General features: G+C 72.9%; 25 protein-coding genes. 1 reads left to right on the forward strand and 24 read right to left on the reverse strand.

Features of this window, described 5'->3' with window-relative positions:
* Positions 1–12: 12 nt before the first annotated feature.
* The 14 genes from QE370_RS15255 to QE370_RS15320 form a co-directional block, all read right to left on the reverse strand.
* Positions 13–1,203 (reverse strand): DNA-processing protein DprA, encoded by a 1,191-nt coding sequence (locus QE370_RS15255; protein ID WP_309634871.1) that lies wholly within the window; start codon positions 1,201–1,203, stop codon positions 13–15.
* A complete protein-coding gene (locus QE370_RS15260) occupies positions 1,200–2,774 on the reverse strand; it encodes a YifB family Mg chelatase-like AAA ATPase (RefSeq protein ID WP_309634872.1) in 1,575 nt (524 codons plus the stop codon). Before QE370_RS15260 ends, QE370_RS15255 begins: the two co-directional genes overlap by 4 nt.
* Positions 2,774–3,136 carry a YraN family protein gene (locus QE370_RS15265; protein WP_309634873.1) on the reverse strand — a complete coding sequence of 121 codons (363 nt, stop codon included), beginning with the start codon at positions 3,134–3,136 and terminating at the stop codon, positions 2,774–2,776. The genes QE370_RS15260 and QE370_RS15265 overlap by 1 nt, the downstream gene beginning before the upstream one ends.
* Positions 3,137–3,230: 94 nt before the next feature.
* Positions 3,231–3,599, reverse strand: a complete 369-nt coding sequence (locus QE370_RS15270) for a hypothetical protein (RefSeq protein ID WP_309634874.1) — start codon at positions 3,597–3,599, stop codon at positions 3,231–3,233.
* An 8-nt stretch (positions 3,600–3,607) separates the two neighbouring features.
* Complete coding sequence (locus QE370_RS15275; protein WP_067856607.1) at positions 3,608–3,916, reverse strand: DUF2469 domain-containing protein; 309 nt, start codon at positions 3,914–3,916, stop codon at positions 3,608–3,610.
* Entirely contained in the window at positions 3,913–4,647 is a 735-nt protein-coding gene (locus tag QE370_RS15280) for a ribonuclease HII (RefSeq protein ID WP_309634875.1), read from the reverse strand. The genes QE370_RS15275 and QE370_RS15280 overlap by 4 nt, the downstream gene beginning before the upstream one ends.
* Positions 4,648–4,657: 10 nt before the next feature.
* Entirely contained in the window at positions 4,658–5,344 is a 687-nt protein-coding gene (gene lepB, locus QE370_RS15285; protein ID WP_309634876.1) for a signal peptidase I, read from the reverse strand.
* Positions 5,345–5,398: 54 nt separating this feature from the next.
* Entirely contained in the window at positions 5,399–5,749 is a 351-nt protein-coding gene (gene rplS, locus QE370_RS15290; protein WP_067856601.1) for a 50S ribosomal protein L19, read from the reverse strand.
* A 365-nt stretch (positions 5,750–6,114) separates the two neighbouring features.
* Positions 6,115–7,407, reverse strand: a complete 1,293-nt coding sequence (locus QE370_RS15295) for an ammonium transporter (protein ID WP_253026973.1) — start codon at positions 7,405–7,407, stop codon at positions 6,115–6,117.
* Positions 7,408–7,563: 156 nt separating this feature from the next.
* Positions 7,564–8,265, reverse strand: coding sequence for a tRNA (guanosine(37)-N1)-methyltransferase TrmD (gene trmD / locus QE370_RS15300; protein WP_309635271.1), 702 nt, complete (start codon positions 8,263–8,265; stop codon positions 7,564–7,566).
* A 20-nt stretch (positions 8,266–8,285) separates the two neighbouring features.
* Positions 8,286–8,840, reverse strand: a complete 555-nt coding sequence (gene rimM, locus QE370_RS15305; protein WP_253026974.1) for a ribosome maturation factor RimM — start codon at positions 8,838–8,840, stop codon at positions 8,286–8,288.
* A 9-nt stretch (positions 8,841–8,849) separates the two neighbouring features.
* A complete protein-coding gene (locus tag QE370_RS15310) occupies positions 8,850–9,101 on the reverse strand; it encodes an RNA-binding protein (RefSeq protein ID WP_067856593.1) in 252 nt (83 codons plus the stop codon).
* 2 nt (positions 9,102–9,103) lie between these two features.
* Entirely contained in the window at positions 9,104–9,556 is a 453-nt protein-coding gene (gene rpsP, locus QE370_RS15315; protein WP_253026975.1) for a 30S ribosomal protein S16, read from the reverse strand.
* 181 nt (positions 9,557–9,737) lie between these two features.
* Positions 9,738–10,526: a crotonase/enoyl-CoA hydratase family protein gene (locus QE370_RS15320; RefSeq protein WP_309634877.1), complete on the reverse strand. Its 789-nt coding sequence runs from the start codon at positions 10,524–10,526 to the stop codon at positions 9,738–9,740.
* Positions 10,527–10,569: 43 nt separating this feature from the next.
* Between QE370_RS15320 and QE370_RS15325 the strand changes: the two genes are divergently transcribed.
* Complete coding sequence (locus QE370_RS15325; RefSeq protein WP_253027079.1) at positions 10,570–10,944, forward strand: arsenate reductase family protein; 375 nt, start codon at positions 10,570–10,572, stop codon at positions 10,942–10,944.
* 18 nt (positions 10,945–10,962) lie between these two features.
* On the opposite strand, the gene QE370_RS15330 is transcribed toward QE370_RS15325, so the two are convergent.
* From QE370_RS15330 to cydB, 10 genes are all read right to left on the reverse strand, one after another.
* Positions 10,963–12,897: an ABC transporter ATP-binding protein gene (locus QE370_RS15330; RefSeq protein ID WP_309634878.1), complete on the reverse strand. Its 1,935-nt coding sequence runs from the start codon at positions 12,895–12,897 to the stop codon at positions 10,963–10,965.
* The gene (locus QE370_RS15335) at positions 12,894–14,627 is read right to left on the reverse strand and encodes an ABC transporter ATP-binding protein (protein WP_309634879.1); all 1,734 of its coding nucleotides are present in this window, start codon (positions 14,625–14,627) and stop codon (positions 12,894–12,896) included. Before QE370_RS15335 ends, QE370_RS15330 begins: the two co-directional genes overlap by 4 nt.
* A gap of 47 nt (positions 14,628–14,674) precedes the next feature.
* Positions 14,675–16,252 (reverse strand): signal recognition particle protein, encoded by a 1,578-nt coding sequence (gene ffh, locus QE370_RS15340; RefSeq protein WP_253027082.1) that lies wholly within the window; start codon positions 16,250–16,252, stop codon positions 14,675–14,677.
* Between the two features lie 73 nt (positions 16,253–16,325).
* Positions 16,326–18,605, reverse strand: coding sequence for a [protein-PII] uridylyltransferase (locus QE370_RS15345; RefSeq protein ID WP_309634880.1), 2,280 nt, complete (start codon positions 18,603–18,605; stop codon positions 16,326–16,328).
* A gap of 88 nt (positions 18,606–18,693) precedes the next feature.
* Positions 18,694–19,032, reverse strand: coding sequence for a P-II family nitrogen regulator (locus tag QE370_RS15350; RefSeq protein WP_067856575.1), 339 nt, complete (start codon positions 19,030–19,032; stop codon positions 18,694–18,696).
* 2 nt (positions 19,033–19,034) lie between these two features.
* Positions 19,035–20,303 carry an ammonium transporter gene (locus QE370_RS15355; RefSeq protein WP_253027292.1) on the reverse strand — a complete coding sequence of 423 codons (1,269 nt, stop codon included), beginning with the start codon at positions 20,301–20,303 and terminating at the stop codon, positions 19,035–19,037.
* A 143-nt stretch (positions 20,304–20,446) separates the two neighbouring features.
* Positions 20,447–21,637, reverse strand: a complete 1,191-nt coding sequence (gene ftsY, locus QE370_RS15360; RefSeq protein ID WP_309634881.1) for a signal recognition particle-docking protein FtsY — start codon at positions 21,635–21,637, stop codon at positions 20,447–20,449.
* Positions 21,634–23,256 (reverse strand): thiol reductant ABC exporter subunit CydC, encoded by a 1,623-nt coding sequence (gene cydC, locus QE370_RS15365; protein WP_309634882.1) that lies wholly within the window; start codon positions 23,254–23,256, stop codon positions 21,634–21,636. The genes ftsY and cydC overlap by 4 nt, the downstream gene beginning before the upstream one ends.
* Positions 23,253–24,905: a thiol reductant ABC exporter subunit CydD gene (cydD, locus tag QE370_RS15370; RefSeq protein WP_309634883.1), complete on the reverse strand. Its 1,653-nt coding sequence runs from the start codon at positions 24,903–24,905 to the stop codon at positions 23,253–23,255. The genes cydC and cydD overlap by 4 nt, the downstream gene beginning before the upstream one ends.
* Positions 24,906–24,933: 28 nt before the next feature.
* Positions 24,934–25,950 (reverse strand): cytochrome d ubiquinol oxidase subunit II, encoded by a 1,017-nt coding sequence (cydB, locus tag QE370_RS15375; protein WP_253027190.1) that lies wholly within the window; start codon positions 25,948–25,950, stop codon positions 24,934–24,936.
* Positions 25,951–25,953: the final 3 nt, after the last annotated feature.

The raw sequence follows: 25,953 nt of genomic DNA on the forward strand, positions 1-25,953 counted from the left end.
CAGGGTGACGGCTCAGCGCCGGGTCGTCGAGGCACCACGCGGGAGCACGAGCCAGCGGTCGCCGACGTGGACGCAGAGCCCCTGGCGCTCGAGGGCCGTCAGCAGCTCGGCGACCTCGGCGCGACTCCCCCGCGCGGACGCGGCGACGTCGGCACCTGTCCGGGCCTGCTCGAAGGACAACGCGTCGAGCACCCGGCGCGCCAGGCGACCCAGCCGGTCGCGCTCGGTGTCGTCGGCCCGCGCGGGCTCGGCGACGTCGGCGGTGACCCCGGCGACGGCGTCGAGCACCTCGCGGCCCGTCGTGACCAGCACGGCACGCCCGTCGCGGACCGCCTGGTGCACGCCGGCGGACTGCTGCGACGTGACCGGCCCGGGGACGCCCATCGTCACGCGGCCCAGGGCGTCGGCCCAGTACAGCGTGTTGAGCGAGCCGCTGCGGCGTGCCGCCTCGACCACGACCGTCCCGACCGCGAGCGCGGCGATGATCCGGTTGCGCGACAGGAAGCGTGAACGCATCGGCACCTGGCCGGGGGCCTGCTCCGAGACGACGAGACCGTCCTGGCCGATCCGGCGCAGGAGCGACGCGTGGGTGCGCGGGTACTCGACGTCGGCCCCGCACGCGAGCACCGCCACGGTCGGCCGGTGCTGCACGAGGGCGCCGCGGTGCGCGGCGGCGTCGATGCCGAACGCCGCGCCGCTGACGACGGTGCCGCCCTGGTCGGCCACGTCGGCGGCGATCTCGGCGGCGCAGTCGCTCCCGTAGGCGGTGCACGAGCGGGCGCCGACGACGGCCACCGCCTGCTCCGCGAGCCCGCCGAGGTCGGCGGGACCGCGGACCCAGAGCCCCAACGGCGCCCCGGTGGTGCCTCCGTGCGGCTCCACGTGGTCGAGGTCGTCGAGACCGACCGGCCACTCGCGGTCGCCCGGCACCACCCAGCGCAGGCCCTGCTCGTCGGCGCGGGAGCGGGCGGCGACGACGTCGCGCTCCAGACGCGGTGCCGCGTCGCGCCAGGCGTCCGGCAGGTGCGACGCGAGCGGAGCCCCACCGTCGCGGATCGCCGACACGACGGCGCCGGCTCCGTGCTCGTCGAGCAGCGGGACCAGGCGGGGGTCGCCGGGCTCGACGACGAGGCTCAGGGCGAGCCGTGCCTCGGCGTCGCGCAGCGCGTCTCCCCGACGGAACTGGTCGGTCCGTCCGCTCACGACGTCACCAGGTCGCGCAGCAGCGGCCCGAGGGGCGTGCCCCGGCGGAGCGCGAGGGCGAGCTCGACGTCGTCGACGTCGGGCTGCCCGCCGTCCCGGAGGTCGCACACGGTCCAGGACACCCGCAGGACCCGGTCGGCCGAGCGCGCCGAGAGCCGTTGGCCGCGCAGGTGGGAGTCGACGAGACGTCGGGCGGCGTCGGTGGCCGGCCAGTGCTTGCGCAGGTCGACGCCCGGCACGTCGGCGTTGGCCTGCCAGGGCGTCCCGGCGAGCCGGACGGCCTGATGCTCCCGGGCTCGACGCACGGCCGGCGCGAGCTGGGCGGTGGAGCGGGCGCCCGTCGTGTCATGGACCAGCTCGGGGCGGCTGGGTGCGACGAGCGTGCGGTGGATGTCGATGCGGTCGCGCACCGGCCCGGAGATCCGGTCGCGGTAGCGGCGCTGCATGAGCGGTGTGCACTCGCAGGGGTCGCTCACCGAGCCGCCCTGCCCGCACGGGCAGGGGTTCGCGGCGAGCACCAGCTGGAACCGGGCGGGGAACGTGGCGGTCTGCGCCGCGCGCGAGACGACGACGTGACCGGACTCCAGCGGCTGGCGCAGCGCGTCGAGCACGTTCGACGCGAACTCCGGCGCCTCGTCGAGGAAGAGGACGCCGCGGTGGGCGAGGCTGAGCGCGCCCGGTCGGATCCCCCGCTGGCCGCCGCCGACGATGGCCACGGCGCTGGCGGTGTGGTGGGGGTCGACGAACGGGGGACGCTCCACGAGCGGCACGTCCGCCGGCAGCACACCGGCCAGGGAGTGCACCGCGCTGACCTCCAGGGCCTGCTCGCGGGTCAGGTCGGGCAGGAGGCCGGGGAGCCGCTGCGCCAGCATCGTCTTGCCGATGCCGGGCGGACCGGTCATGAGCACGTGGTGGCCCCCGGCAGCAGCCACGACGACGGCGGTCCGGGTGTCTTCCTGCCCGGCCACGTCGGCGAGGTCGAGCCCGGCCACCCGGTCGACGTAGGCGTGCCCGAGCCCGACGCCCTCCTCGAGCGGCGGCACGGGCGGGTCGTCGGGCTCCTCCTCCCCCGTGAGCAGCGCGACCACCTGGCGCAGGGACCGCACGCCGACGACCTGCACCCCGCTCACGAGCTCGGCCTCTCCCACGTTCGACTCCGGCACGAAGACCCGTCCGAACCCTGCCTCGGCGGCGGCGACCGTCGCCGGGAGCACCCCGCGGACCGCACGGAGGCGACCGTCGAGGGCGAGCTCGCCGATGAAGACGGTGCCCGCCGTGGCCTCGACCGGCACCAGCGTCTTCTCGACGAACATCGCCACCCCGATCGCGAGGTCGTAGTGCGACCCGGTCTTCGGCAGCGTCGACGGCGCGAGGTTGATGGTCACCCGCTGGTCGGGCCACGACGTACCGGAGTTGACGACCGCCGCGCGCACCCGGTCGCGTGCCTCGTTGACGATCGTGTCGGCCAGGCCCACCACGATCGTCTTGGGCAGCCCGGAGGCGATGTCGACCTCCACCTCGATCGCCCGACCGGTCAGCCCGTCGAGGGTCACCGAGTGCGTCGCCGCCATCAGGCCACCCCACCCATGCGCTCGACCACCGGGCCACCCCGCCGCGGGATCCGTACCGACACCACGTCGATCCGCACCGCCGCCGGCTCCACCTCCTGCACCTGCAGCCACGCGGATGCCGCGCGCCGCAGCCGGGCCGCCTTGCGCGCCGAGACCGACTCGAACCCCGTCCCGTGGCGTGAGCTCGTCCGCGTCTTGACCTCGCAGAACACGATCGTGTCGCCGTCCCTTGCCACCAGGTCGAGCTCACCCCAGCGGCACGTCCACCGCCGCTCCAGGATCGTCATCCCCAGCGACTCCAGGTGCCGCGCCGCCACCTGCTCCCCGTACCGCCCCAGCGCGTCGTTGCGTGCCTGACTCATGCCCCCAGCCTCGCCACACCACGACGCCCCCGACAGACCCCTCGCGCGGGCTGTGGACGACCGGGACCAGCCCGGCGAAGGGCCTGTGGACTGCTCAGGAGCGGGTCGGCGCGACCTGCTCGACGTACTCGACGACGTTGCCGTCACCGTGGCGGGCGACGAGCCTGCGGCCGTTCGGCCCAGGCATCGGACCGTCCAGGAGGTCTCCCCCACCGTCGAGCACGGCGTCGACGACGACGTCGAGGTCGCGGACGATGATCGTCGCGGCGCGGGAACGGGCGGCCTCGTCGGCGCCCTCGAGCAGGAGGAAGGGGCCGACCCACGCCAGCCGCACCGGCCCGAACGTGAACGCGTGCACGTCCGAGGTGCCCGCCAGGCGCTCGTACAGCGGCAGCGCGGCGTCTATGCTCTCCACCGGGATGCGCGCCAGGACGGCCACGACGTTCGCCGGCGTCTCGTCCACGAGGCGCCTCAGGCGGAGGGGATCTTCACGTCGGAGTCGGCGAGCTCCTCGACGTTCACGTCCTTGAAGGTGAGCACCTTGACGTTCTTGGCGAAGCGGGCCGGACGGTAGATGTCCCACACCCAGGCGTCGTTCATGGACACCTCGAAGTAGGCGTCGCCGGTCTCGGAGCGGACCTTCACGTCGACCGCGTTGCACAGGTAGAAGCGACGGTCGGTCTCCACGACGTACTTGAAGATCTTCACGACGTCGCGGTACTCGCGGTACAGCGCGAGCTCGGCCTCGGTCTCGTACTTCTCGAGGTCCTCTGCGCTCATCTGCCCTCCACGGCCTGCTCGATCGTGCTCGTCGTGTCGCTCCCCGGAACACTACCGGCCGGGACCGCGCAGCCGGGCAGGCTCCACGAACGACGGTGGTGGTCGCTCGGACCGTGCCGGCGCAGTGCCTCGACGTGCGCGGACGACGCGTAGCCCTTGTTCTCGTGCCAGCCGTACTGCGGGTGCTCCCGCGCGAGCTCGACCATGAGCGCGTCGCGCGACGTCTTCGCCAGGATGCTCGCGGCGGCGACCGCGGCGCAGCGCAGGTCGGCCTTCACCGCGGTGACCACGGGCGGGAAGCTCGGCCCGGGTGCGTCGAGGAGCGACGGCTGCACGGGCGCGCTCAGGTAGTCGTGGTTGCCGTCGAGCAGCACGAGGTCGGGCGCGGGGTCGAGGTCGACGAGCGCGCGGTGCGCGGCGAGCCGCATCGCGGCCATGATGCCGACCGCGTCGATCTCCGCGGGCGACGCGTGACCGACCCCGTAGCCCGCGCCGTGGGTGGTGGCCCACCGGCGGATGCGTGGCGCGAGCCGGGCGCGTGCCTCGGGCGAGAGCAGCTTGCTGTCGCGCACGCCCTGCGGTGCCGTGCGGGTCCGCTCGGTGACGGCGACGACGCCGACGCTGACCGGACCGCTCAGCGCACCGCGGCCGACCTCGTCGGCGCAGGCGAGCACGGTGCAGCGCTCGCGCAGGAGGCTGCGCTCGAACCGGAGGCTCGGACGTCCTGTCACTGCTGCTGCGTCACTCGCGCTTCGCGGGTGGGTCGTCGGGCACCTCGGCGAACGCGTCGGTGCCGCGGATGAAGCCCATGCGCTTCCACGGCCACACCCGGACCCACGCCTTGCCGACGACGGCGTCGACGGGGATGAAGCCGCCGCCCGGGTCGCCCTGGTGGACGCGTGAGTCGGCGGAGTTGCCGCGGTTGTCGCCCTCGACCCACAGGTGGTCCTTGGGGACGATCACGTCGAAGAGGGTCTCGCTGTTGGCGGCGGGGTCGCGCAGGTACGGCTCGTCGATGGACGTGCCGTTGACCGTGAGCCGGCCCTGCTCGTCGCAGCAGGCGACGCGGTCACCGCCGACGCCGACGACGCGCTTGATGAGGTGACCGCCGGTCGGGAAGAGACCGACGACCTCCAGCGCCTTCTGGACCGGGTTGCTGGCCTTCGCGTCCTCGCTGGCGTCGAGCCATCCCCCGGGGTCGTCGAACACGACGATGTCGCCACGCTGGGGATCGCCGGTCCAGTAGGAGACCTTCTGGACGAGGATCTTGTCGTTGACGAGCATCGTCGGTTCCATCGACTCCGACGGGATGTAGAACGCTTGCAGGAAGAAGGCCTTGACCACCACGGCCATCACCATCGCGATGACGACGAGGAGGATCGACTCCTGCCAGACGGGCAGCTGGCGCTTCTTCACGGTCTCACTCACGACGTGAGCCTAGACGCAGGAGCCACAGCGAGCAGGTGGGCACGCGGGAGGACCTCAGTCCTCGCGCTTCTCCTTGATCTTCGCGGCCTTGCCGCGCAGCGAGCGGAGGTAGTAGAGCTTCGCGCGACGCACGTCGCCGCGGGTCGCGACCTCGATCTTCTCGATGACGGGCGTGTGCAGCGGGAAGGTGCGCTCGACGCCGACGCCGAAGCTGACCTTGCGCACCGTGAAGGTGCGGCCGATGCCCGAGCCCTGCAGCTTGATGCAGACGCCCTGGAACACCTGGACGCGGGAGCGGTTGCCCTCGACGACCTTGACGTGGACCTTGAGGGTGTCGCCGGCGCGGAACGCGGGGACGTCGTCGCGACGGGACTCGGCTGCGACCTGGTCGACCAGGTTGGTCATGATCTACTCCTCGCCGGTGCCACAGGTCACCCACGGAAAACGATGGTGGAAGAGAAAGGGTCGTGCGGCGTCGGTCAGCGGCTCCCCTGTGGCAGAACTGCGATGCGCCAGCAGCCAAGTATTCCACACGGGTCGAGGGTTCCCGAAACCGGCACCGGCGCCCGGCGGGGGTGCCGGGCCGTGGGCGGCGAAGGGCACAGCGGGGGTGCCGGGCCGTGGGCGGCGAAGGGCACAGCGGGGTGTCGGGCCGTGGGCGGCACAGGGCCCGGCGGGGGTGCCGGGCCGTGGGCGGCAGACGACACAGAACGCCACGAGGGCACCTGCCCGAGCAGGTGCCCTCGTGGGGTCTGGGGTGCGAGGCGTGCTCAGTCGAGCGCGTAGCCCTCGCTGCCGTGGAGGACGCTGTCGATGCCGGCGACCTCCTCCTCCTCGGTGACGCGGAAGCCGATCGTGGCGTCGATGATCTTGGCGATCACGAACGCGACGACGAAGCTGTAGAGCGCCACGGCGACGGCGGGGATCAGCTGGACGATGAACTGCTCCAGGTTGCCGCCGCCGGTGAACAGGCCCGTGTCGATGGCGAAGAAGCCGAGGTACAGCGTGCCGAGGACACCGGCGACCAGGTGCAGGCCGACCACGTCGAGCGAGTCGTCGAAGCCGAGCTTGTACTTGAGGTCGATGGCGACCGCACAGACGGCACCGGCGACGAGGCCGAGCACGATGGACCAGAACGGCGTCAGGTTGGCGCACGAGGGCGTGATGGCGACCAGACCGGCGACGACACCGGAGGCGGCGCCGACAGCCGTGGCCTTGCCGTTGCGGAAGTGCTCGATGACGATGAAGCCGAGCGCAGCCGCGGCCGGGCAGACGATCGTGTTGACGATGATCAGCGCGGCGGAGCCGTTGGTGCCGGCCGTGCCGGTGGCGAGGGTGGCGCCGGCGTTGAAGCCGAACCAGCCGAACCACAGGACCGCGGCACCGATGAGGACGAGCGGCACGTTGTGCGGGACCGCGGTCTCCTTGCTGAAGACCTTGCGCTTGCCAAGGACGAGCGCGAGGGCCAGGGCGGCCGCACCGGCGTTGATGTGCACCGCGGTGCCGCCGGCGTAGTCGATCGTGCCGGTGTCGAAGCCGAGCGCCGAGCCGAGGTTGCCGATCCAGCCCGTGAAGGTGGGGACGCCCTGGTCGTCGGTGGTGAAGGAGAAGACCCACGAGGCGACCGGGAAGTAGGCCAGGACGGCGAACAGACCGGCGAACAGCAGCCACGGGAAGAAGCGGGCGCGGTCGGCGATGGCGCCCGAGATCAGCGCGACCGTGATGATCGCGAACGTCGACCCGAAGGCCGCGTTGGCGAGCACGAAGCTCGCGGCGCCGTCACCCCCGAACGCGGCGTTGGCGGCGTCGTTGAGGGCGAAGTCCGAGAACGGGTTGCCGAGCACACGCGGGATCCAGTCAGCGCTGGAGCCGTCGACGAAGGCCATGTTGAATCCGAACAGCATCCAGAGGACGCCGACGAGTCCGATCGTGCCGAAGCTGAGCATCATCATCGAGACGACGCTCTTGGCCTTCACGAGTCCGCCGTAGAAGAAGGCGACGCCTGGCGTCATGAAGAGCACCAGAGCGGCCGCGATCAGCAGCCAGTACGTGGGAAAATCCATCGAGTTTCTCTCTCCTGGGAGTGAACAGGACCGCAGAGGTCCCGCAGGGGCGGCACACAGCTCCGTTGCTGCGTGTATCCGCCGCCAGTGTCACGACCTGAGGTTTTCTCAGGCTTGCCTGAGAATCACGGGAGGGTTACGGCAGGAGAGCCACTGTTAACTCGATGTTTCGGACGCGTCACCGAGCAGGTCCGGACGTCGCTCGCGGGTGCGCTGCAGGGCCTGCTCGTGCCGCCAGGCGGCGATCGCGCCGTGGTGGCCGGACAGCAGGACGTCGGGCACCGTGTGACCGCGCCACGTGGCCGGCTTGGTGTACACGGGGTACTCCAGGAGGCCGTCCTCACCGTGCGACTCCTCGGCGAGCGAGGCGGGGTTGCCCATGAAGCCGGGGACGAGGCGCACGACGGCCTCGATCACGGCGAGCGCGGCCACCTCTCCCCCGTTGAGGACGAAGTCGCCGAGGGAGACCTCCTCGACCCGCCAGCGCTGGCGGGCGTGGTCGATGACGCGCTGGTCGATGCCTTCGTAGCGTCCGCACGCGAACACCAGGTGCCGCTCGCGGCTGAGGTCGTGCGCGAGGGACTGCCGGAACGGGGTGCCCGACGGCGTCGGCACCACGACCACGCTGTCGTCGGTGGTGACCGTGTCGAGCGCCTCGCCCCACGGCTCGGGCTTCATGACCATGCCGGCGCCGCCGCCGTAGGGCGTGTCGTCGACGGTGCGGTGCCGGTCGTGGGTGAAGTCGCGCAGGTCGTGCGTCGCGATCTGCAGCAGGCCCTTCTCGCGGGCCCGGCCGGCGAGGGACAGGTCGAGCGCGTCGAGGTACGCCGGGAAGATGGAGACGACGTCGATGCGCAGGGTCGGGGTGTCGGGCTCGCTCATGCGTCGGCACCGCCGGCGGCCCGCTCGGGCTCGGCGACGGTCTGGGCCTCGGGGTCGAGCAGACCGGGCACGTCGGCGAGCGTCACGTGTCCCGCACCCAGGTCGACGTCGGGGACGAGCGCGACCACGAACGGCACGAGGACGCCGCGCGTGCCCGCGTCGAGGTCGAGCGACAGCAGGTCCTGCTCGGGCAGGTGCAGCACGTCGGAGACGACCCCGACGTCGGTGCCCGCGTGGTCGTGCACGCGCAGGCCGACGAGCTGGTGGTCGTAGTAGGCGTCGTCCTCCTCGGGCACGTCGTCGGGGTCGACGTCGACCTCGAGGACGCGCCCGTGCAGGGCCTCGGCCGCGGTGCGGTCGCCGACGCCCTCCAGACGCAGCAGCAGCCGCCCGGAGTGGTTCCGGGCGGCTGCCACGACGACGGTGCGGTCGCCGGCGACGAGGGTCGTGCCAGGAGCGAAGCGACGCTCCGGCTCGTCGGTGCGGACCTGGACGGCGAGCTCGCCCTTGATGCCGTGGGCCCGGCCGATGCGGCCGACGACGACGCGCACGTCAGGTCCTCAGCGCTGGCGGTCGACGTCCACGAAGTCGATGCGGGCACCCTTGGTGCCGGCGATCGCTCCGGTGACGGTGCGGATCGCCGACGCGGTACGACCGGAGCGGCCGATCACCTTGCCGAGGTCGGCAGGGTTGACCCGCACCTCGAAGAGGTCGCCCCGGCGGGTCGACGCGGCGCGCACGTCGACCTCGTCGGGGTGGTCGACGATGGCCGACACGAGGTGCTCGATGACCTCCTGCGTGCGACCGGCCACGATCAGGACTCGGTGCTCTCGGCCTCGGCGGGCGCCTCGGCAGCGGTGTCCTCGGCCTTCGGCTCCTCGGCGGGCGCCTCGTCAGCCTTCTTCGCGGCCTTCTTCTTGGTGGTCGCGTCGGTCTTGGGCTCCGAGTGCAGCTCCTTGAGGGCGGCGTCGAACAGCGCGGCCTTGTCGGCCTTCGGCTCGGGCTGCTTGAGCGTGCTGGTGCCACCGATGTCGCCGGTGATCTTGAGCAGCGCGGCGACGGCCTCGGTGGGCTGGGCGCCGACGCCGAGCCAGTACTGGGCGCGCTCGGAGACGACGTGGATCGTCGACGGCTCGGTCTTCGGGTTGTACGTGCCGATCTCCTCGATCACGCGACCGTCGCGCTTGGTGCGCGAGTCGGCGACGACGATGCGGTAGTACGGGGTGCGGATCTTGCCCATCCGCTTCAGGCGAATCTTGACGGCCACGGGTGTGGTGTCTCCTCAGGTCTCTGTGGTGGGGTGACGTGGCGAGCCGGGTGGGGTCACGACTCGGTCACGAAGCTGGTGGGCCCAGCGGTCGGGGTGAGAGGGTCCCGGCCGCGGCGGACACAAGGCGACATTCTGCCAGACGACGTCCACCAGGACCACATCGCCTCGCGCGTCCCGTTCAGCGGTCCGGGCCACCGTCGTCGAAGCGACCGTGCCGGCCGGCCCCGGCCACGAAGCGCGCCGCACCCGCGACGGCCTCCGCGGCGACGACGGGCAGCCCGCCGGCACCCTCGGCGCGCAGCGCGTCGGCCAGCGGGAGGTCCCACTGCCCCAGCACCGACGCCCGGTCCGCGCGGAGGCAGGCCTGCGGGAAGGCCGCGAGCTGCTCGGCCAGCTCGTGGGCGACGTCGAGCGCACGTCCAGGGGCGACGACACGGTTGACGAGGCCCATCTGCAGCGCCTCGTGCGCCTCCACGGGGCGCCCGGTGAGGACGAGGTCCATCGCCCGGCCGTGCCCGACGACGCGCGGCAGCCGCACCGTGCCACCGTCGATGAGCGGGACGCCCCAACGACGGCAGAACACCCCGAGCACGGCGTCCTCCGCGGCCACCCGGAGGTCGGCGAGCAGCGCGAGCTCGAGACCGCCGGCCACGGCGTGGCCCTCGATGGCGGCGACGAGGGGCTTCGTCAGCGCCATCCGGGTCGGGCCCATCGGGCCCTGGCCGTCGGGATCCAGCACGTGGCCGCGCTCGGGGTCGGCGACGGCCGACAGGTCGGCGCCCGCGCAGAAGGTCCCTCCCTCGCCGTGCAGCACGGCGACGGAGACGTCGTCGTCGGCCTCGAAGCGTTCGAAGGCGGCCAGGAGGGCCGCGGCGGTCGGACCGTCGACGGCGTTGCGGACGTCGGGTCGGTGCAGGGTGATCGTGCAGACGGCGTCGTCGACGTCGTAGCGGACGGATTCGCTCACGAGACCCACGCTAGCCGTCGGTCCGCGTGGCTACGCTGACCTCATGGCCGACGTCACCGTCCTGCACCACCCGGGCTGCTCCACCTCGCGGCACGCGCTCGAGTCCGCCGCCCGGGCGGGGGTCGAGGTCGAGGAGGTGCGCTACCTGAAGCAGCCGCTCGACCGCGCCACGCTGCTCGCGCTGCTGGAGCGGCTCGAGGACGAGCCCGCCGACCTCGTGCGCAAGGACGCCTTCTTCAAGGACCAGGGTCTGGACGCCGCCGACTACACGACGCCCGAGCAGGTCGCCGACCTCCTGGTCGAGCACCCACGTCTGCTCCAGCGGCCCGTGCTGGTGCGCGGCACGCTGGACGGACCCGGACGGGCGATCATCGGCCGGCCGAAGGACCGCGCCGACGCCTTCCTGCGCGAGGGCTGACCCGCTCCCCCGCACCGCTCACGTGGCGGTGCCGGCGAACTGCGCCGCGTAGAGCCGCGCGTACGCGCCGCCCGCCGCCAGGAGCGTGTCGTGGTCGCCCTGCTCGACGATGCGCCCCGCCTCCATGACCACGATGGTGTCGGCCTCGCGGATGGTCGACAGGCGGTGGGCGACCACGAACGACGTGCGGTCGCGGCGCAGCCGGCCCATGGCCTCCTGCACGAGCGCCTCCGTGCGCGTGTCGACGGAGCTCGTCGCCTCGTCGAGCACGAGCACGGGCGGGTCGGCGTGGAACGCGCGGGCGATGGTGAGCAGCTGGCGCTGGCCGGCGCTGAGGCTTCCGCCACCCTCGTCGACGACGGTGTCGTAGCCGTCGGGCAGCGTCCGGACGAGGTGGTCGACCGACGCCGCCTCCGCTGCACGCACGACGGCGGCGTCGTCGACGTCGCCCACGCGGCCGTAGGCGATGTTCTCGCGGATGGTGCCCTTGAACAGCCAGGCGTCCTGCAGCACGACACCGAAGCATCGGCGCAGTGCCTGGCGGTCCATCGTGGCGACGTCGACGCCGTCGAGCGTGATGCGCCCGGCGTCGAGCTCGTAGAAGCGCAGCAGCAGGTTGACGAGGGTCGTCTTGCCCGCGCCCGTCGGTCCGACGATCGCGACGGTCGCGCCCGGCTCGGCGACGAGGTCGAGCCCCTCGATGAGCGGCGCGTCGGTGTAGGAGAACGCCACGTCCTCCAGGACCACGCGACCCCGCACGGGCTGCGTCGGCACGAGCGGCGCCGCGCCACCGGCTCCCACGTCGGGGCGCTCGGGCTCGGTGTCGAGCAGGGCCAGCACGCGCTCGGCGGAGGCCATGCCGGACTGCAGGAGGTTGACCATCGACGCGATCTGGGTGAGCGGCTGCGTGAACTGTCGCGAGTACTGGATGAACGCCTGGACGTCGCCCACCGTGAGGCTGCCGGTCGAGACCCTGACCGCGCCGATCACCGCGACGAGCACGTAGTTGAGGTTGGAGACGAACATCATCAGCGGCTGGATGACGCCCGAGATGAACTGGGCGCGGAAGGCCGACGTGAACAGGGCGTCGTTGCGGCGCTCGAACTCCTCCCGGACGTCGCGCTGCCGGCCGAAGACCTTGACCACCTCGTGGCCGGTGAAGACCTCCTCGACGTGGCCGTTCACCTTCCCGGTCGCGGCCCACTGGGCGACGAACTGCGGCTGCGAGCGCCGCATCACCGCCTGCGTCAGCCACACGGCGAGCGGGATCGTGGCCAGGGCCACGAGGGCCAGCAGCGGCGAGATCCAGACCATCATGACGAGCGTGCCGACCACCGTGAGCACCGAGGTCAGCAGCTGGCTGATGGTCTGCTGCAGCGACTGGCCGATGTTGTCGATGTCGTTGGTCGTGCGCGACATCAGCTCCCCACGCTCCGTGCCGTCGACGAACGAGAGCGGCAGCCGGTGCAGCGTGGCCTCCACGTCGTCGCGCAGGCCGCCGACCATCCGCTGCACGACGGCGGTGGTGAGCCGGCCCTGCCACCACATGAAGCCCGACGCCAGGACGTAGAGCACGATCGCGCCCGCGAGCACCCAGCCGAGCTCCGTGAAGTCGATGCCCTGCCCGGGGCGCACGTCGGCACCCAGCAGCACGTCCGCGAGACGGTCCTGGCCGTCGGCTCGCAGCCGCTCCACCACCTCGGCCTGGCTCGCGCCGGCCGGCAACCGGGTCGACAGGTAGCCGCTGAAGACGAGGTCGGTCGCGTGCCCGAGGATCCGCGGGCCGAGCACGGACAGGGTCGTGCCGATGACACCCAGCGCGGCGATCGCCGTGACCGTGGCGCGGTCCTGGAGCAGCCGTCGCCCGATGCGTCGCGCAGTGCCCCGGAAGTCCGACGCTCGCTGAGGTGCCATGGCCCCGGCCGCCATGGGTCCGCGTGGTCCGCCGCTCACCGGGCCTCCGCCTCGCTGAGCTGGGACAGGACGATCTCGCGGTAGACCGCGCACGTGTCCATCAGCTCGCCGTGCGTGCCCGTGCCGACGACCGTGCCCTCGTCGAGGACGACGATCCGGTCGGCGTCGCGGATGGTCGAGACGCGCTGGGCGACGGTCACGACCGCGGCGTCGCGGGTCAGCGGCCTGAGGGCCGCCCGGAGGGCCGCGTCGGTCGCGTAGTCGAGCGCGGAGAAGGAGTCGTCGAACAGGTAGACCAGCGGACGCTTCACCAGCGCACGCGCGATCGCGAGCCGCTGGCGCTGACCACCGGAGAAGTTGGTGCCGCCCTGCGAGACGGGCGCCTGGAGCCGCTCCGGCAACGCCTCGACGACGTCGCGCGCCTGGGCCACCTCGAGCGCCGCCCACAGCTCGGCGTCGCTCGCGTCGGGGCGGCCGTAGCGCAGGTTCGACGCGACCGTGCCGGAGAACAGGAACGCGCGCTGGGGCACGAGCCCGATGGCCGCCCAGACCGCCTCGGGCGTCATCGTCCGTACGTCCCGCCCGTCGAGCAGCACCTGCCCCGCGGTCACGTCGAAGAGGCGTGGCACGAGGTTGACCAGCGTCGACTTCCCGCTGCCGGTCGACCCGACGACCGCGGTGGTCTCCCCCGGCCTGGCGACGAGGGAGACGCCGTGCAGCACGTCCTGCTCGGCTCCCGGGTAGGCGAAGGAGGCGTCGCGCACCTCCAGCGCGCCGCGGGCCACCGGGGTGTCGTCGGCGTCCGGCGCGGCGACGATGCTCGGCTCGGTCTCCAGGACCTCGGTGATCCGTTCCGCCGACACCTCCGCGCGCGGCCAGAGCATCAGCATGAAGGTCGCCATCATGACGGCCATGAGGATCTGCACGAGGTAGTTCTGGAAGGCGGTCAGCGTGCCGACCTGCAGGTCGCCCGACGCGATGCGGTAGCCGCCGAACCAGGTGGCAGCCACGACCGAGACGTTCATGACGAGCATGACCGTCGGGAACATCAACGCCATCACGCGCCCCGCCGCCACCGCCACGTCGACGTACGCCTGGTTGGCCCGCGCGAAGCGCTCGGCCTCGCGCTCCTCGGTCGCGAAGGCGCGCACGACGCGGATGCCCTGGATCTGCTCGCGCATGACGTCGTTGAGGCCGTCGATCCGCTCCTGCATCTGGCGGAACAGCGGACGCATCGTGCGGATGATGAGACCGACGGCCACCACCAGGACGGGGATGACCACGACGAGCAGGCCGGACAGCTCGACGTCCTGGCGCAGGGCCATCGCGACACCTCCGACCGCCATGATCGGGGCCGACACCAGGAGCGTCAGCGCCATGAACACGAGCAGCTGCACCTGCTGCACGTCGTTCGTGGCTCGGGTGACCAGCGTCGGCGCGCCGAAGTGGGCGAGCTCGCGCGCAGCGAACCCCTCGACCGCGTCGAACACCCCGGCGCGCAGGTCGCGGCCGAGGGCCATCGCCACCCGCGCCCCCACGTAGACGGCGACGACCGTGCAGGCCACCTGCAGCACGGTGACGAGCAGCATCACCCCGCCCGTGGTCCAGATGCGTCCCACGTCGCCGCGCACGACGCCGTCGTCGATGATCTCGGCGTTGAGTCCCGGCAGGTAGAGGTTGGCGATCGTCTGCGCCAGCTGGAACAGCACGACCACGGCGATCGGTCCGCGGTAGGGCCGCAGGTGGCGGCGCAGGAGCGGGATCAGCACGACGTCAGACTACGTTGCTCCGAGCAACGGTCTGCCGGACGAGCCGCTCAGAGCAAGTCCCTGAGCTCCTTCGGCAGCTCGAAGTCCTGGGCACCCTGCTGGCCGCCGAAGCCGAACGCCTCGGCGCCGTCCTTCGTGGCGGGCTTCTGCTGGGCCGCCTGGGCCCGCTTGGCCGGGTTGCCGGAGACGCGCTTGCCCTTCTTCTTCTGGTTCTGCGGCTTCTGCCGGGCACCGGCCCGCTTGCCGACACCGGGCATGCCGGGGACGCCGCCCATGCCGGGCATGCCTCCGCCCTTGGCCATCTGCTGCATCATCTTGCGCGCCTCGAAGAAGCGGGTGACCAGCTGGTTGACGTCCTGCACCGTGGTGCCCGAGCCCTTGGAGATCCGGGCGCGGCGCGAGCCGTCGATGATCTTGGGGTCGTCACGTTCCTTCGGCGTCATCGACAGGATGATCGCCTTGACCTTGTCGAGCTCGCGGTCGTCGAAGTTCGCGATCTGGTCCTTGAACTGGCCCATGCCCGGGAGCAGGCCCATGAGCTTGCTCATGGACCCCATCTTCGAGAGGGTCTCCATCTGCTTGAGGAAGTCCTGGAGCGTGAAGGTGCCACCGAGCATGCGCTCGGCGTCCTTCTCGGCCTGCTCGGCGTCGTAGACCTTCTCGGCCTGCTCGATGAGCGACAGCATGTCGCCCATGTCGAGGATCCGGCCCGCCATGCGGTCGGGGTGGAAGACGTCGAAGTCGGTGAGCTTCTCGCCCGTGGAGGCGAACATGATGGGCCGGCCGGTGACCTCGCGGACCGACAGCGCGGCACCGCCCCGGGCGTCGCCGTCGAGCTTGGTGAGCACCACGCCGGTGAAGTCGACGCCCTCGGCGAACGCCTCGGCCGTCTGCACGGCGTCTTGGCCGATCATCGCGTCGATGACGAACAGGACCTCGTCGGGGTTCACCGCGTCGCGGATGTCGCGCGCCTGCTGCATGAGGTCGGCGTCGATGCCGAGACGTCCGGCGGTGTCGACCACGACGACGTCGTGCAGGGTGCGGCGGGCCTCGGCGATCGCGTCGCGGGCGACCTGCACGGGGTCGCCGACGGAGCGGGTGCCCTCGGCCCCGCCGTCGCCGCCGCCGGTGTTGCCGGCCTCGGGGGCGAACACGGTGACGCCGGCCTGCTGACCGACGACCTGCAGCTGGGTGACCGCGTTGGGGCGCTGCAGGTCGCAGGCCACGAGCATCGGGCTGTTGCCCTGCTCCTTCAGCCAGCGGCCGAGCTTGCCCGCGAGCGTGGTCTTGCCCGCTCCCTGGAGGCCGGCGAGCATGATGACGGTCGGCGGGTTCTTCGCGAACCGGACGCGGCGCGTCTCGCCGCCGAGGATCGTGACGAGCTCCTCGTTGACGATCTTGACGACCTGCTGCGCCGGGTTGAGCGCCTTGGAGACCTCGACGCCGAGCGCACGCTCCTTGACCCGCGCGGTGAACGCGCGGACCACCGGGACGGCGACGTCGGCATCGAGCAGGGCGAGACGGATCTCGCGCGCGGTGGCGTCGATGTCGGCCTCGCTGAGCCGTCCCTTGCCGCGCAGGTTCTTGAACGCGGACTGGAGGCGGTCTTGCAGGGAGTCGAACATGGGCTCCAGCCTACCGAGCGGGCCCGGCGACGCCGACGACCCCGCCCAGACCAGCCTGCCCAGACCGGCCTCCTCAGACCAGTGCCGCGTCGACCGCCTCGTGCAGCCGACGGGTGGCCGCCTCGTCGAGCGGCTCGCCGTCGGCGTCGACGACGTAGAAGACGTCGCGAGCCTCGTCGCCGTAGGTCGACAGGTGCGCCGAGCGGATCGAGCAGTCGACGGCGGAGATCGCGGCGCAGACGGTCCACACGAGTCCGCGCCGGTCCGCGGCCCGGACCTCCAGGAGGGTGGCCGACTCCGACAGGCCCGGCAGCACCCTGACGCGTGCAGGAAGTCCCTCGACCGGGGTGAGCGTCATGCGTCGCTCGAGCGGCACCTCGCCGGCGAGGACGGGCAGCAGACGCTCGCGCACCGCGCTGGCCAGGAGGCCGGGTCGAGCCACCTCCCACAGCGAGACGGCCGCGTCGTCCTGGGTGACCACGCGCACCGAGCGCACGGCGAGGCCCTGGAGCGCCAGTCCACCGGCGATGAGGGCCATCACCCCGGGCCGGTCGGCGGTGACGACGGTGACGAGCGACCCGCCGTGGTGGTCGACGACGTCGAGCCCGACCTCGCCCCCACGCGCACGTGCCAGGGCGTCGGCGGACGGGAAGGGCAGCTCGGCGGGCCAGCCCTCGTAGGCGTCGGACGTGGTCGCGGGCGCGGCGCCCGCGAGGTGCTGGTGGGTCTTGGCGACCAGGCCCTCGATCAGGCCGCGCCGCCACGAGGTCCAGGCCGTGGGGCCGGTGGAGCGTGCGTCGGCCTGGGTGAGGCTGGACAGCAGGTCGAGGAAGGCGGCGTCGCCGACGATCTCGGCCACGTTGGCCGCCGTGGCCGGGTCCTCGATGTCGCGACGGGTCGCGACCGTGCCGAGGAGCAGGTGCCAGCGCACCAGCCTGCCCACGACGGTGGCGTCGGCCTGCGGGAAGCCCCACCGCAGCGCGACGGCCTCCGCCATCGGCGCACCGACCTTGCTGTGGTCGCCGGGCCTGCCCTTGCCGATGTCGTGCAGCAGCGCGGCGACGGCGAGGAGGTCGGGGCGCGCGACGTCGCGGCGCAGCGTCGAGGCCACCACGCACGTCTCGACGCTGTGCCGGTCCACCGTGAACCGGTGCACCGGCGAGCTCGACCCGCGCAGCCGCACGTCGGCCCACTCGGGAAGCCAGTGGTCGACGACGCCCGCGATGTCGAGCTCGTCCCACACCTCGACGAGACCGTGGCCCGCGGTGAGCAGGTCGACGAGGGAGCGGCGGGCCGCGGCCGGCCACGGCTCCTCCAGCCGACCCAGGTCGCGCGCGAGGCGCTGGGCGGTCCCGGCCGCGAACGGGAGTCCGGCCCGGGCTGCGACGGCGGCGGCCCTCAGCGCGACGGCGGGGTCGCGGCGCGGGTCGGCGTCGGCGGTGAGCACGACCTCGTCGCCGAGCCAGCCGACGCCGGCGTCGACCTGCACCACCGCAGGGCCGCTGCGCCGCAGGCCGGGCCGGGGCCGCGGGCTGGCCCGGGGCGCGAGGACGGCGTCGAGCCGTCGCCAGGTGACGTCGGCGACGTGCGCGATGCGTCGTCCGAGGTGGCGCACGTGCAGGTCGAGGGCCTGCGGCTCCATCCCGACGGCCTCGGCGACCGCCGGCACGTCCTCCATCGCGAGCCGGTCGGTGCGCCGTCCGGTGCTGGAGTGGAGGGCGTCGCGCACGTCGAGGAGTGCGGAGCGCAGCTCCTCGACCTCCGCGTGGGGCACGTCGACGAGCCACGTCGCGACGAGGGCGCGCAGGTCGACGCCGTCGCGCAGCCCTCCCCCGGACTCCTTGAGGTCGGGCACCGCGGCGTAGGCCAGCCAGCCCGAGCGCTCGAGCCGCTGGCGACGCCCGGCCCGCAGGTCCTCGACCCGGGTGCGCGCCTCGCGGCGCCAGTCGGCCAGCACGTGCGAGCGCAGCGCGAGCACGAGACCCGCGTCGCCGGCCACCGCACGGGCGTCGAGCATGCCCATGGCGGCGCGGTGGTCCTCCGCTGCCGTCGCGCGCATCTGCACGGCGTCGCGGACGGAGTGGTCGAGCGGGATGCGCGCGTCCCAGAGCGGGTACCAGAGCGCCTCGGCCACCTCGCGGACCCGCTCCTCGGGGACGGCGGGGTCGTGCAGCAGCACGACGTCGAGGTCGCTGGACGGCGAGAGCTCGCGTCGCCCGTAGCCGCCGACGGCGACGGCGACCAGGCCTGTGGGGTCGGGCCCGACCGCGGCCGTGAACGCGTCGGCGACCAGGCGGTCGGCGTCGTCGGCCCGGCGGCGTCGGTCGGCGGCGGTGCTCGGCGGGTGGTTCACGGCACCAGCCTGCCGCACCGGACCAGCCAGGACGCACCGCAGCCCACGACCGGTGCGGTCGTGGGCTGCGGCGGGGTCGGGCGAGGGGTCAGAGGGCGGCCTCGTCGGTCTCGCCGGTGCGCACGCGCACCACCGAGTCGACGGGGACGACCCACACCTTGCCGTCGCCGATCTTGCCGGTCTGGGCGGCTGCCGTGATGGTGCTGACGACCGTCTCGACGTCGGCGGCGTCGACGACGACCTCCAGACGGATCTTCGGCACGAGGGTGACGTCGTACTCCGCCCCGCGGTAGACCTCCGTGTGGCCCTTCTGCTGGCCGTAGCCGCTGGCCTCGGTGACGGTCATGCCGGCGACGCCGGCGGACGCGAGGGCCTCGCGGACCTCTTCCCACTTGTGCGGCTTGATGACCGCGGTCACGAGCTTCATCATCAGACTCCCGTCTTGAAGGGCGAACCACCGGAACCGCCGGTGTAGTCGTACGCGGACTCGAGGTGCTCGACCTGGTCGATGCCGGAGACCTCGTCCTCCGGGTCGATGCGGAAGCCGATCGTCATGTCGATCAACTTACCGATGATGTACGTGAGCACGAACGAGAAGACCATGACGACGACGGCGGCCAGCACCTGCTTGCCGAGCAGCTCGGCGTTGCCACCGTAGAAGAGGCCGTCGACGGGCGCACCGCCACCGGGCGCCGTCGTGGCGAGGAAGCCGATGAGGATGGTGCCGATGAGGCCTCCGACGAGGTGCACGCCGACGACGTCGAGCGAGTCGTCGAAGCCGAGCTTCCACTTGAGGCCGACCGCTGCCGCGCACACGACGCCGGCGACGAGGCCCAGGATGACCGACCCGAACGGCGACAGCGCACCGGCGGCGGGCGTGATGGCGACGAGGCCGGCGACGGCACCCGACGCGGCGCCGAGGCTGGTGCCCTTCTTCTCCTTGAGGAACTCGTAGGCGAGCCAGCCGACGATCGCACCGGCGGTGGCCACCGCGGTGTTGACGAAGGCGAGACCGGCCAGGCCGTTCGCGCCGACCGCGGAGCCGGCGTTGAAGCCGAACCAGCCGAACCAGAGGAGACCGGCACCCAGCAGGACGAACGGCAGGTTGTGCGGCCGCATCGGGTCGCGCTTCCAGCCGGTGCGCTTGCCGAGCACGAGGGCGAGGGCCAGACCGGCCGCACCGGCGTTGATGTGCACCGCGGTGCCACCGGCGAAGTCGACGGCCTCGAGCTTGGTGGCGATCCAGCCGCCGTTGTCGCCGAAGTCGAAGACCCAGTGCGCGACGGGGAAGTAGACGACGCTGACCCACACGACCACGAAGACGATCCAGCCGGCGAACTTCGCACGGTCGGCGATCGCGCCGCTGATGAGGGCGACGGTGATGATGGCGAACATCAGCTGGAACCCGGCGAACACGAACTCGGGGATCGTGCCGTAGGCGGTGTTCACGCCGATGTTGAGGAACCCGAGCCGCTCGACGCCGCCGATGAGGCTGTTGCCGCCGGGGCTGAACGCGAACGAGTAGCCGTAGAGCACCCACAGCACCGGCACGATGGCCAGCGCGGCGAAGCTCATCATCATCATGTTGAGCACGCTCTTCGCGCGCGTCATGCCCCCGTAGAAGAACGCGAGCCCGGGCGTCATGAGCAGCACCAGTGCGGCGCTGGCCAAGATCCAGGCGGTGTCGCCGGTATCCATGGAACCTCCGTGAGACGTGATGGGACGGCGCGCCTCCCGGCAGCGCCACGTCACACGATGGACGTCGGGGATTACCTCTGCGGCAGCGTCGCGTTTCGCTCAGGTCACGAGTTCGGCCGCTGCGTTACGGGCGTGTTACGTCCTCACGCCAGCAGGGCGTCGACGAACTCCTCGGCGTCGAACGGCGCGAGGTCGTCGGCCCCCTCGCCGAGACCGACGAACTTGACCGGGACGCCGAGCTCGCGCTGGACGGCCACGACGATGCCGCCCTTGGCCGTGCCGTCGAGCTTGGTGAGCACCACGCCGGTGACCTCCACGACCTCGCCGAAGACCTGCGCCTGGCGCAGCCCGTTCTGGCCGGTGGTCGCGTCGATGACGAGCAGGACCTCGGTCACGGGTGCCTGCTTCTCGGCCACGCGCTTGACCTTGCCCAGCTCGTCCATCAGGCCCGCCTTCGTGTGCAGGCGACCCGCCGTGTCGATGACGACGACGTCGGCGCCGGTCTCGAGGCCCTGCTTGACGGTGTCGAAGCCGACGCTGGCGGGGTCGCCGCCCTCGGGACCGCGCACGACGTCGACGCCGACGCGCTGGCCCCACGTGCTGAGCTGGTCCGCCGCGGCGGCGCGGAACGTGTCGGCCGCACCGAGCACGACGCTGCGGTCCTCGGCGACGAGCACGCGCGCGAGCCGGCCGACCGTCGTGGTCTTGCCGGTGCCGTTGACCCCCACGACGAGCACGACGCCGGGCGTGCCCTCGGGACCCTGCAGCGCGAGCGAGCGATCGAGGGTGGGGTCGACGAGGGCCACGAGCTCCTCGCGCAACGCCCGACGTGCGGCCTCGGGGTCGGTGATGCCCTCGACGCGCACCCGCGTGCGAAGCCGGTCGACGAGCTCGGTCGTGGGACCGACGCCCACGTCGGCGGCGAGGAGCGTGTCCTCGAGCTCCTCCCAGGCGGCGTCGTCGAGGTCGGCCCGGCCGAGCACCGCGAGGAGGCCGCGGCCGAGCGAGGAGTTGGAGCGGGCCAGCCTGGCGCGCAGGCGCACCAGACGCCCCTGCGCCGGCTCGGGGCGCTCGACCGTGGTCGTCGGGGCGGCTGGGGCCGCCGGCTGGTCCTTCTCGTCGGCAGGGACCTCCTCGAACGGCGGCTCCTCGTCCTCCGACGGGAGGTGGGGCTCCGGGTGCTCGGGGTGCTCGATGTACTCCTCGGTGATCGCGTCGAGGTCGCGCGGGGGCGGGAGCTCGCCCCGACCACGGCGCACGAGGAGGGCGGCTCCACCACCGAGGACGACGACGGCGACGGCGATGAGGGCGACGAGCAGCTCGGTGTTGGTCACCGGACCACCCTAGGACGTCGGTGCGGCGAGGGCTGCAGGTCGACCCGCTGCGGGTACCGCGCGACGACCTCCGGGGCGTGCGACACGACGACGACGGTGTGCTCGGGCGCCAGGGCGTCGACGTCGTCGAGCAGGGCGCGGGCGGTCTCGCCGTCGAGGTGCTCGGTCGGCTCGTCCAGCACGAGGACGCGGTGTCCGGCCAGCAGCATGCGGGCGAGGCCGAGCCGCTGCCGTTCCCCGCCGGAGACGCGCGAGCCACCCTCGCCGAGCACGGTGTCGAGCCCGTCGGGCCACGAGGCGACCGTGTCGGCGAGCCGCACGCGGCCGAGCGCACGCCAGAGCGTGGCGTCGTCGGCGCGGGGGTCCGCGACGCGCAGGTTCTCGCGCACGGTCGTGTCGAACAGGACGGTGTCCTGCTGCATCCAGCCGACCACGGCGCGCACCTGCTCGCGGTCGAGGTCGAGCACGTCGACGCCCCCCAGCCGCACCGTCCCGCTCCGGGCCGCGACCAACCGGGACAACGTGGCCGCGAGCGTGCTCTTGCCCGAGCCGCTGGGGCCGGTGACGACCACCCGCGCGCCCTCGGGCACGTGCACGGTCAGGTCGCGGACGAGGTCGCCGTCCCAGCCGAGCGTGACGTCCTGCAGGTCCAGGGCGAAGCCGTCGGGCCGGGACGCACCGTCGACCGGGGCCGGCATCGGGTCGCTGCCCTCCTCCAGCAGGACGAGCCTGCGGCGTGCGGCCTGCACGCGCGGTCGCAGCCGCTCGGCCTCCGCCACGGCGTCCAGCACGTCGACCAGCCCGACCGGCGCGAGGAGCAGCACGCCGACGAGCGGACCGGTGAGACCCGCGTCGGCCGTGAGCAGCGCGGTGGCGAGCACGCAGGCCGCACAGGAGACGAGCACCACGAGCGAGCCCAGACCTCCGGCCCAGGCTCGTCGCCGGTCCTGGCGGGCGATCGCGTCGACGGCGGCGTGCGCGCGGACGTCACGGCCCCGCGCCGACCCGTAGGCGACCAGGTCGGGCGCCGCCAGCACGAGCTCGGTCACGTCGGGCGAGAGCGCCGCCGGGGCGTTGCCCTCGGCGCCGGCGAGCCTCGGGACGACCACGCGCGCCGCCAGCAGGGCCGTCCCGACGAACGCGGCGAGCGCCGCGGCCGCCATCGGCAGGACCAGCGCGACGACGGCGACCGTGACCGCGCACGTCACGAGGGCCGAGACCCACGGCAGCCGCAGACGCAGCAGACCGTCCTGCAGCGCCTCCACGTCGGCGACGACGGTGTGGACGACGTCGCCACGACGCGTCGCGCCGGCCGTGGGCATCACGCGGGCGAGTCCCTCGTAGGAGCGCACGCGGTGGTCGATCCCGCGGGCGAGGGCGGCGTCGTGGGTGAGCAGCCGCTCGGCGTAGCGCAGCGCGGCGCGCGCGACCCCGAACATCCGCACCGAGGTGACGGCGACGATGAGGTAGAGCACCGGCGGTTGCTCCGCCGCGCGGACGACCAGCCATCCCGACGTGAGCAGCAGCCCGAGCGAGCTCAGCTGGGCCAGCACGCCGAGCGTGCCGCCAGCGGCGAGCCGGGCGCGTGACGAGGCGAGCAGGCGCGACCGGCGGCTCACGGCGTCGCCTCCGTCGCCGGTACAGGCTCGACGACCTCGACCGGACGGTCCACGCGGAGCTCCCGCGACGCCGCCGCCACCGTCTCGGCGCGGTGGGCCACGACGAGGACCGTCACGTCGCCCGACTCCTGCAGGCGGCAGAGCGTCCCCAGCACGGTGCTCTCCCGATCCGCGTCGAGACCGGCGGTCGGCTCGTCCATCAGCACGAGCCAGGCTCCGCCGTCGCGCACCCGCAGGAGGGCCCGGGCGACCGCGACGCGGCGCCGCTCCCCCGCCGACAGCGCCTGTCCCTGCTCGCCGACCTCGCGTCCGGGAGCGAGGTCGGCGGCTCCTGCGTCCGCCAGTGCCGCCAGCACCGCCTGGTCGGAGGCCGCAGGGTGGCCGAGCCGGACGTTGTCCGAGACGGTGCCGGCGAGCAGGTGCGGATCCTGCGGGACCCAGGCCACCTGGCGCCGCCAGGCGTCCGGGTCGAGCTCGACCACGGGCAGGCCGCCGACCCGCACGGAGCCGCTCGTCGGCAGCGCGAAGCCGAGCAGCGCGGCGAGCAAGGTCGACTTGCCGGCACCGGACGGCCCCGTCACGGCGACGAACTCCCCCGGCCGCAGCGTGAGGTCGGGCAGCTCGAGGGCGGGCCGCTCGCGCCCAGGGTGGACGACGACCAGGTCGTGCACGTCCACCGGCGCGGGACCGTCGACCAGGAGGTGGCCCGTCCGCTGCTCGCCGTCGAGGAGCGTGAGGGCCTCGTCGGCCGCCGCCAGGCCCTGGGTGCTGTCGTGGAAGAGCGTGCCGAGCCGACGCAGCGGGAGGTACGCCTCCGGGGCCAGCACGATGACGAGCAGCCCGGTCGCGAGGTCGAGGTCGCCGGTCACGAGCCGCAGGCCGGCGGCGACCGCCACCAGGGCGACGGACAGCGTCGAGAAGAGCTCGAGCACGAACGACGACAGGAACGCGGTGCGCAGCGAGGTCATGGTCGCGCGACGGTGCCGCTCCCCCACCTCACGGAGCCCGCGGCCGGAGTCGCGCCCGAAGCCGGTCAGCACGGTCAGCCCGGCGAGCACGTCGGAGAAGTGGCGACCCAGCCGTTGCAGCTCGGTCCAGCGACCGTCGAGACGGTCGCGGGTGACCATGCCGACCAGCACGAGGAAGGTCACCACGAGCGGCAGCGTGAGCACGACGATCAGCGCCGACAGCGGGTCGACGGCGAGCAGCGTGAGGACCACGGCCCCCGGGACCAGGGCCGTCAGCACCACCTGCGGCAGGAAGCGGGCCACGTAGCCGTCGAGGGCGTCGAGCCCGGTGTCGAGCAGCGTGGCGACGCGTGCGCTCGACGGCGCGGGGCCGGTGCGTCGCTGGTCGAGCACGGCCTCGACGAGGTCGTGACGCAGCCCGGCCTTGACCGCCGCCGCGGCGCGGGTGCCGGTGGTCGCCTGCGCCCACGCGAGCACGCCGCGCGCTACCAAGACGCCTGCGAGCGCCGCGGCCACGGACGTCGGCGTTGCGCCGTCGACGAGGGCGACGACGGTGGCCGAGAGCAGCCAGGCCTGGGCGACGACGGCGACCGCGGCCACCAGGCCGAGCAGCACGGTGGCGACGAGGAAGCGCCGCACGGGTCGGGACCGGCGCAGCAGCCGGGGGTCGAGGGGTCTCATGTCCGCAGCATCCGGTGGTCGAGGGCGCTCAGGAGGTGGGGGCCAGGACGTCGTCGGGGATGTGGTGCGTCCCGATCCGGCGCCGGAACACCCAGTACGACCACGCCTGGTAGCCGACGACCAGGGGCGTGAAGGCCGCCGCGACCCAGGTCATGATCGTCAGCGTGTAGGGCGTCGACGCCGCGTTCGTCGTCGTCAGGCTCCAGGCCGGGTCGAGGGAGGAGACCATGACGTCGGGGAACAGGGCCGTGAAGAGCATCACCACGACCGCGGCGATCGACAGCGCCGTGCCGACGAACGCCCAGCCCTCACGCCGGGCCGACGCGGCCGCGAGAGCGGCGGCGAAGCACGCCACGGCCACGGCACCGGCCGCCCAGACGACGGCGTCGCCGTCCCGGCCGGCTGTCCACCCGACGAACACCGTGGCCAGCACCGCCGCGACGACCCCGACGCGCAGGGCCAGGGCACGCGCCCGCTCGCGGATGTCGCCGACCGTCTTCAGGCCGACGAACACGGCGCCGTGCACGAGGAAGACGGTGAGGGTGACGAGGCCGCCGAGCAGCGCGTACGGGTTCAGCAGGTCGACGACGGAGCCGACGAACTCCTTGTCGGCGTCGATCGGCACGCCGCGCACCAGGTTGGCCAGGGCGACGCCCCAGAGGACCGCGGGCACCACCGAGCCGATCAGGATGCCGACGTCGCAGCGTCGCTTCCAGACCATGGCAGGACGTTTGCTGCGGTACTCCAGCGCGACGATGCGCAGGATGAGCGCGACCAGGATGACGAAGAGCGGCAGGTAGAAGCCGCTGAACAACGTGGCATACCACTCGGGGAACGCTGCGAACGTGGCGCCGCCGGCGACGATGAGCCACACCTCGTTGCCGTCCCACACCGGGCCGATGGTGTTGAGCAGCACGCGCCGCTCCTTCTCGTCGCGGGCCAGCACGGCGGTGAGCATCCCGACGCCGAAGTCGAACCCCTCGAGCACGAGGTAGCCGATCCACAGCACGGCGATGAGCACGAACCAGACGGTGGTGAGCTCCATGAC

This window comes from Aeromicrobium sp. SORGH_AS_0981 (assembly GCF_031453195.1).
GTDB lineage: Bacteria > Actinomycetota > Actinomycetes > Propionibacteriales > Nocardioidaceae > Aeromicrobium.

Excerpts from the sequence above, each read along its gene's own strand:
- QE370_RS15355 (WP_253027292.1), bottom strand. The coding sequence starts at position 20,303 with ATGGATACCGGCGACACCGCCTGGATCTTGGCCAGCGCCGCACTGGTG.
- QE370_RS15260 (WP_309634872.1), bottom strand. The coding sequence starts at position 2,774 with ATGGCGGCGACGCACTCGGTGACCCTCGACGGGCTGACCGGTCGGGCG.
- cydD (WP_309634883.1), bottom strand. The coding sequence starts at position 24,905 with ATGAGACCCCTCGACCCCCGGCTGCTGCGCCGGTCCCGACCCGTGCGG.
- QE370_RS15350 (WP_067856575.1), bottom strand. The coding sequence starts at position 19,032 with ATGAAGCTCGTGACCGCGGTCATCAAGCCGCACAAGTGGGAAGAGGTC.
- cydB (WP_253027190.1), bottom strand. The coding sequence starts at position 25,950 with ATGGAGCTCACCACCGTCTGGTTCGTGCTCATCGCCGTGCTGTGGATC.
- QE370_RS15265 (WP_309634873.1), bottom strand. The coding sequence starts at position 3,136 with ATGAGTCAGGCACGCAACGACGCGCTGGGGCGGTACGGGGAGCAGGTG.
- QE370_RS15275 (WP_067856607.1), bottom strand. The coding sequence starts at position 3,916 with ATGAGCGCAGAGGACCTCGAGAAGTACGAGACCGAGGCCGAGCTCGCG.
- QE370_RS15325 (WP_253027079.1), top strand. The coding sequence starts at position 10,570 with ATGGCCGACGTCACCGTCCTGCACCACCCGGGCTGCTCCACCTCGCGG.
- rplS (WP_067856601.1), bottom strand. The coding sequence starts at position 5,749 with ATGACCAACCTGGTCGACCAGGTCGCAGCCGAGTCCCGTCGCGACGAC.
- ffh (WP_253027082.1), bottom strand. The coding sequence starts at position 16,252 with ATGTTCGACTCCCTGCAAGACCGCCTCCAGTCCGCGTTCAAGAACCTG.
- QE370_RS15295 (WP_253026973.1), bottom strand. The coding sequence starts at position 7,407 with ATGGATTTTCCCACGTACTGGCTGCTGATCGCGGCCGCTCTGGTGCTC.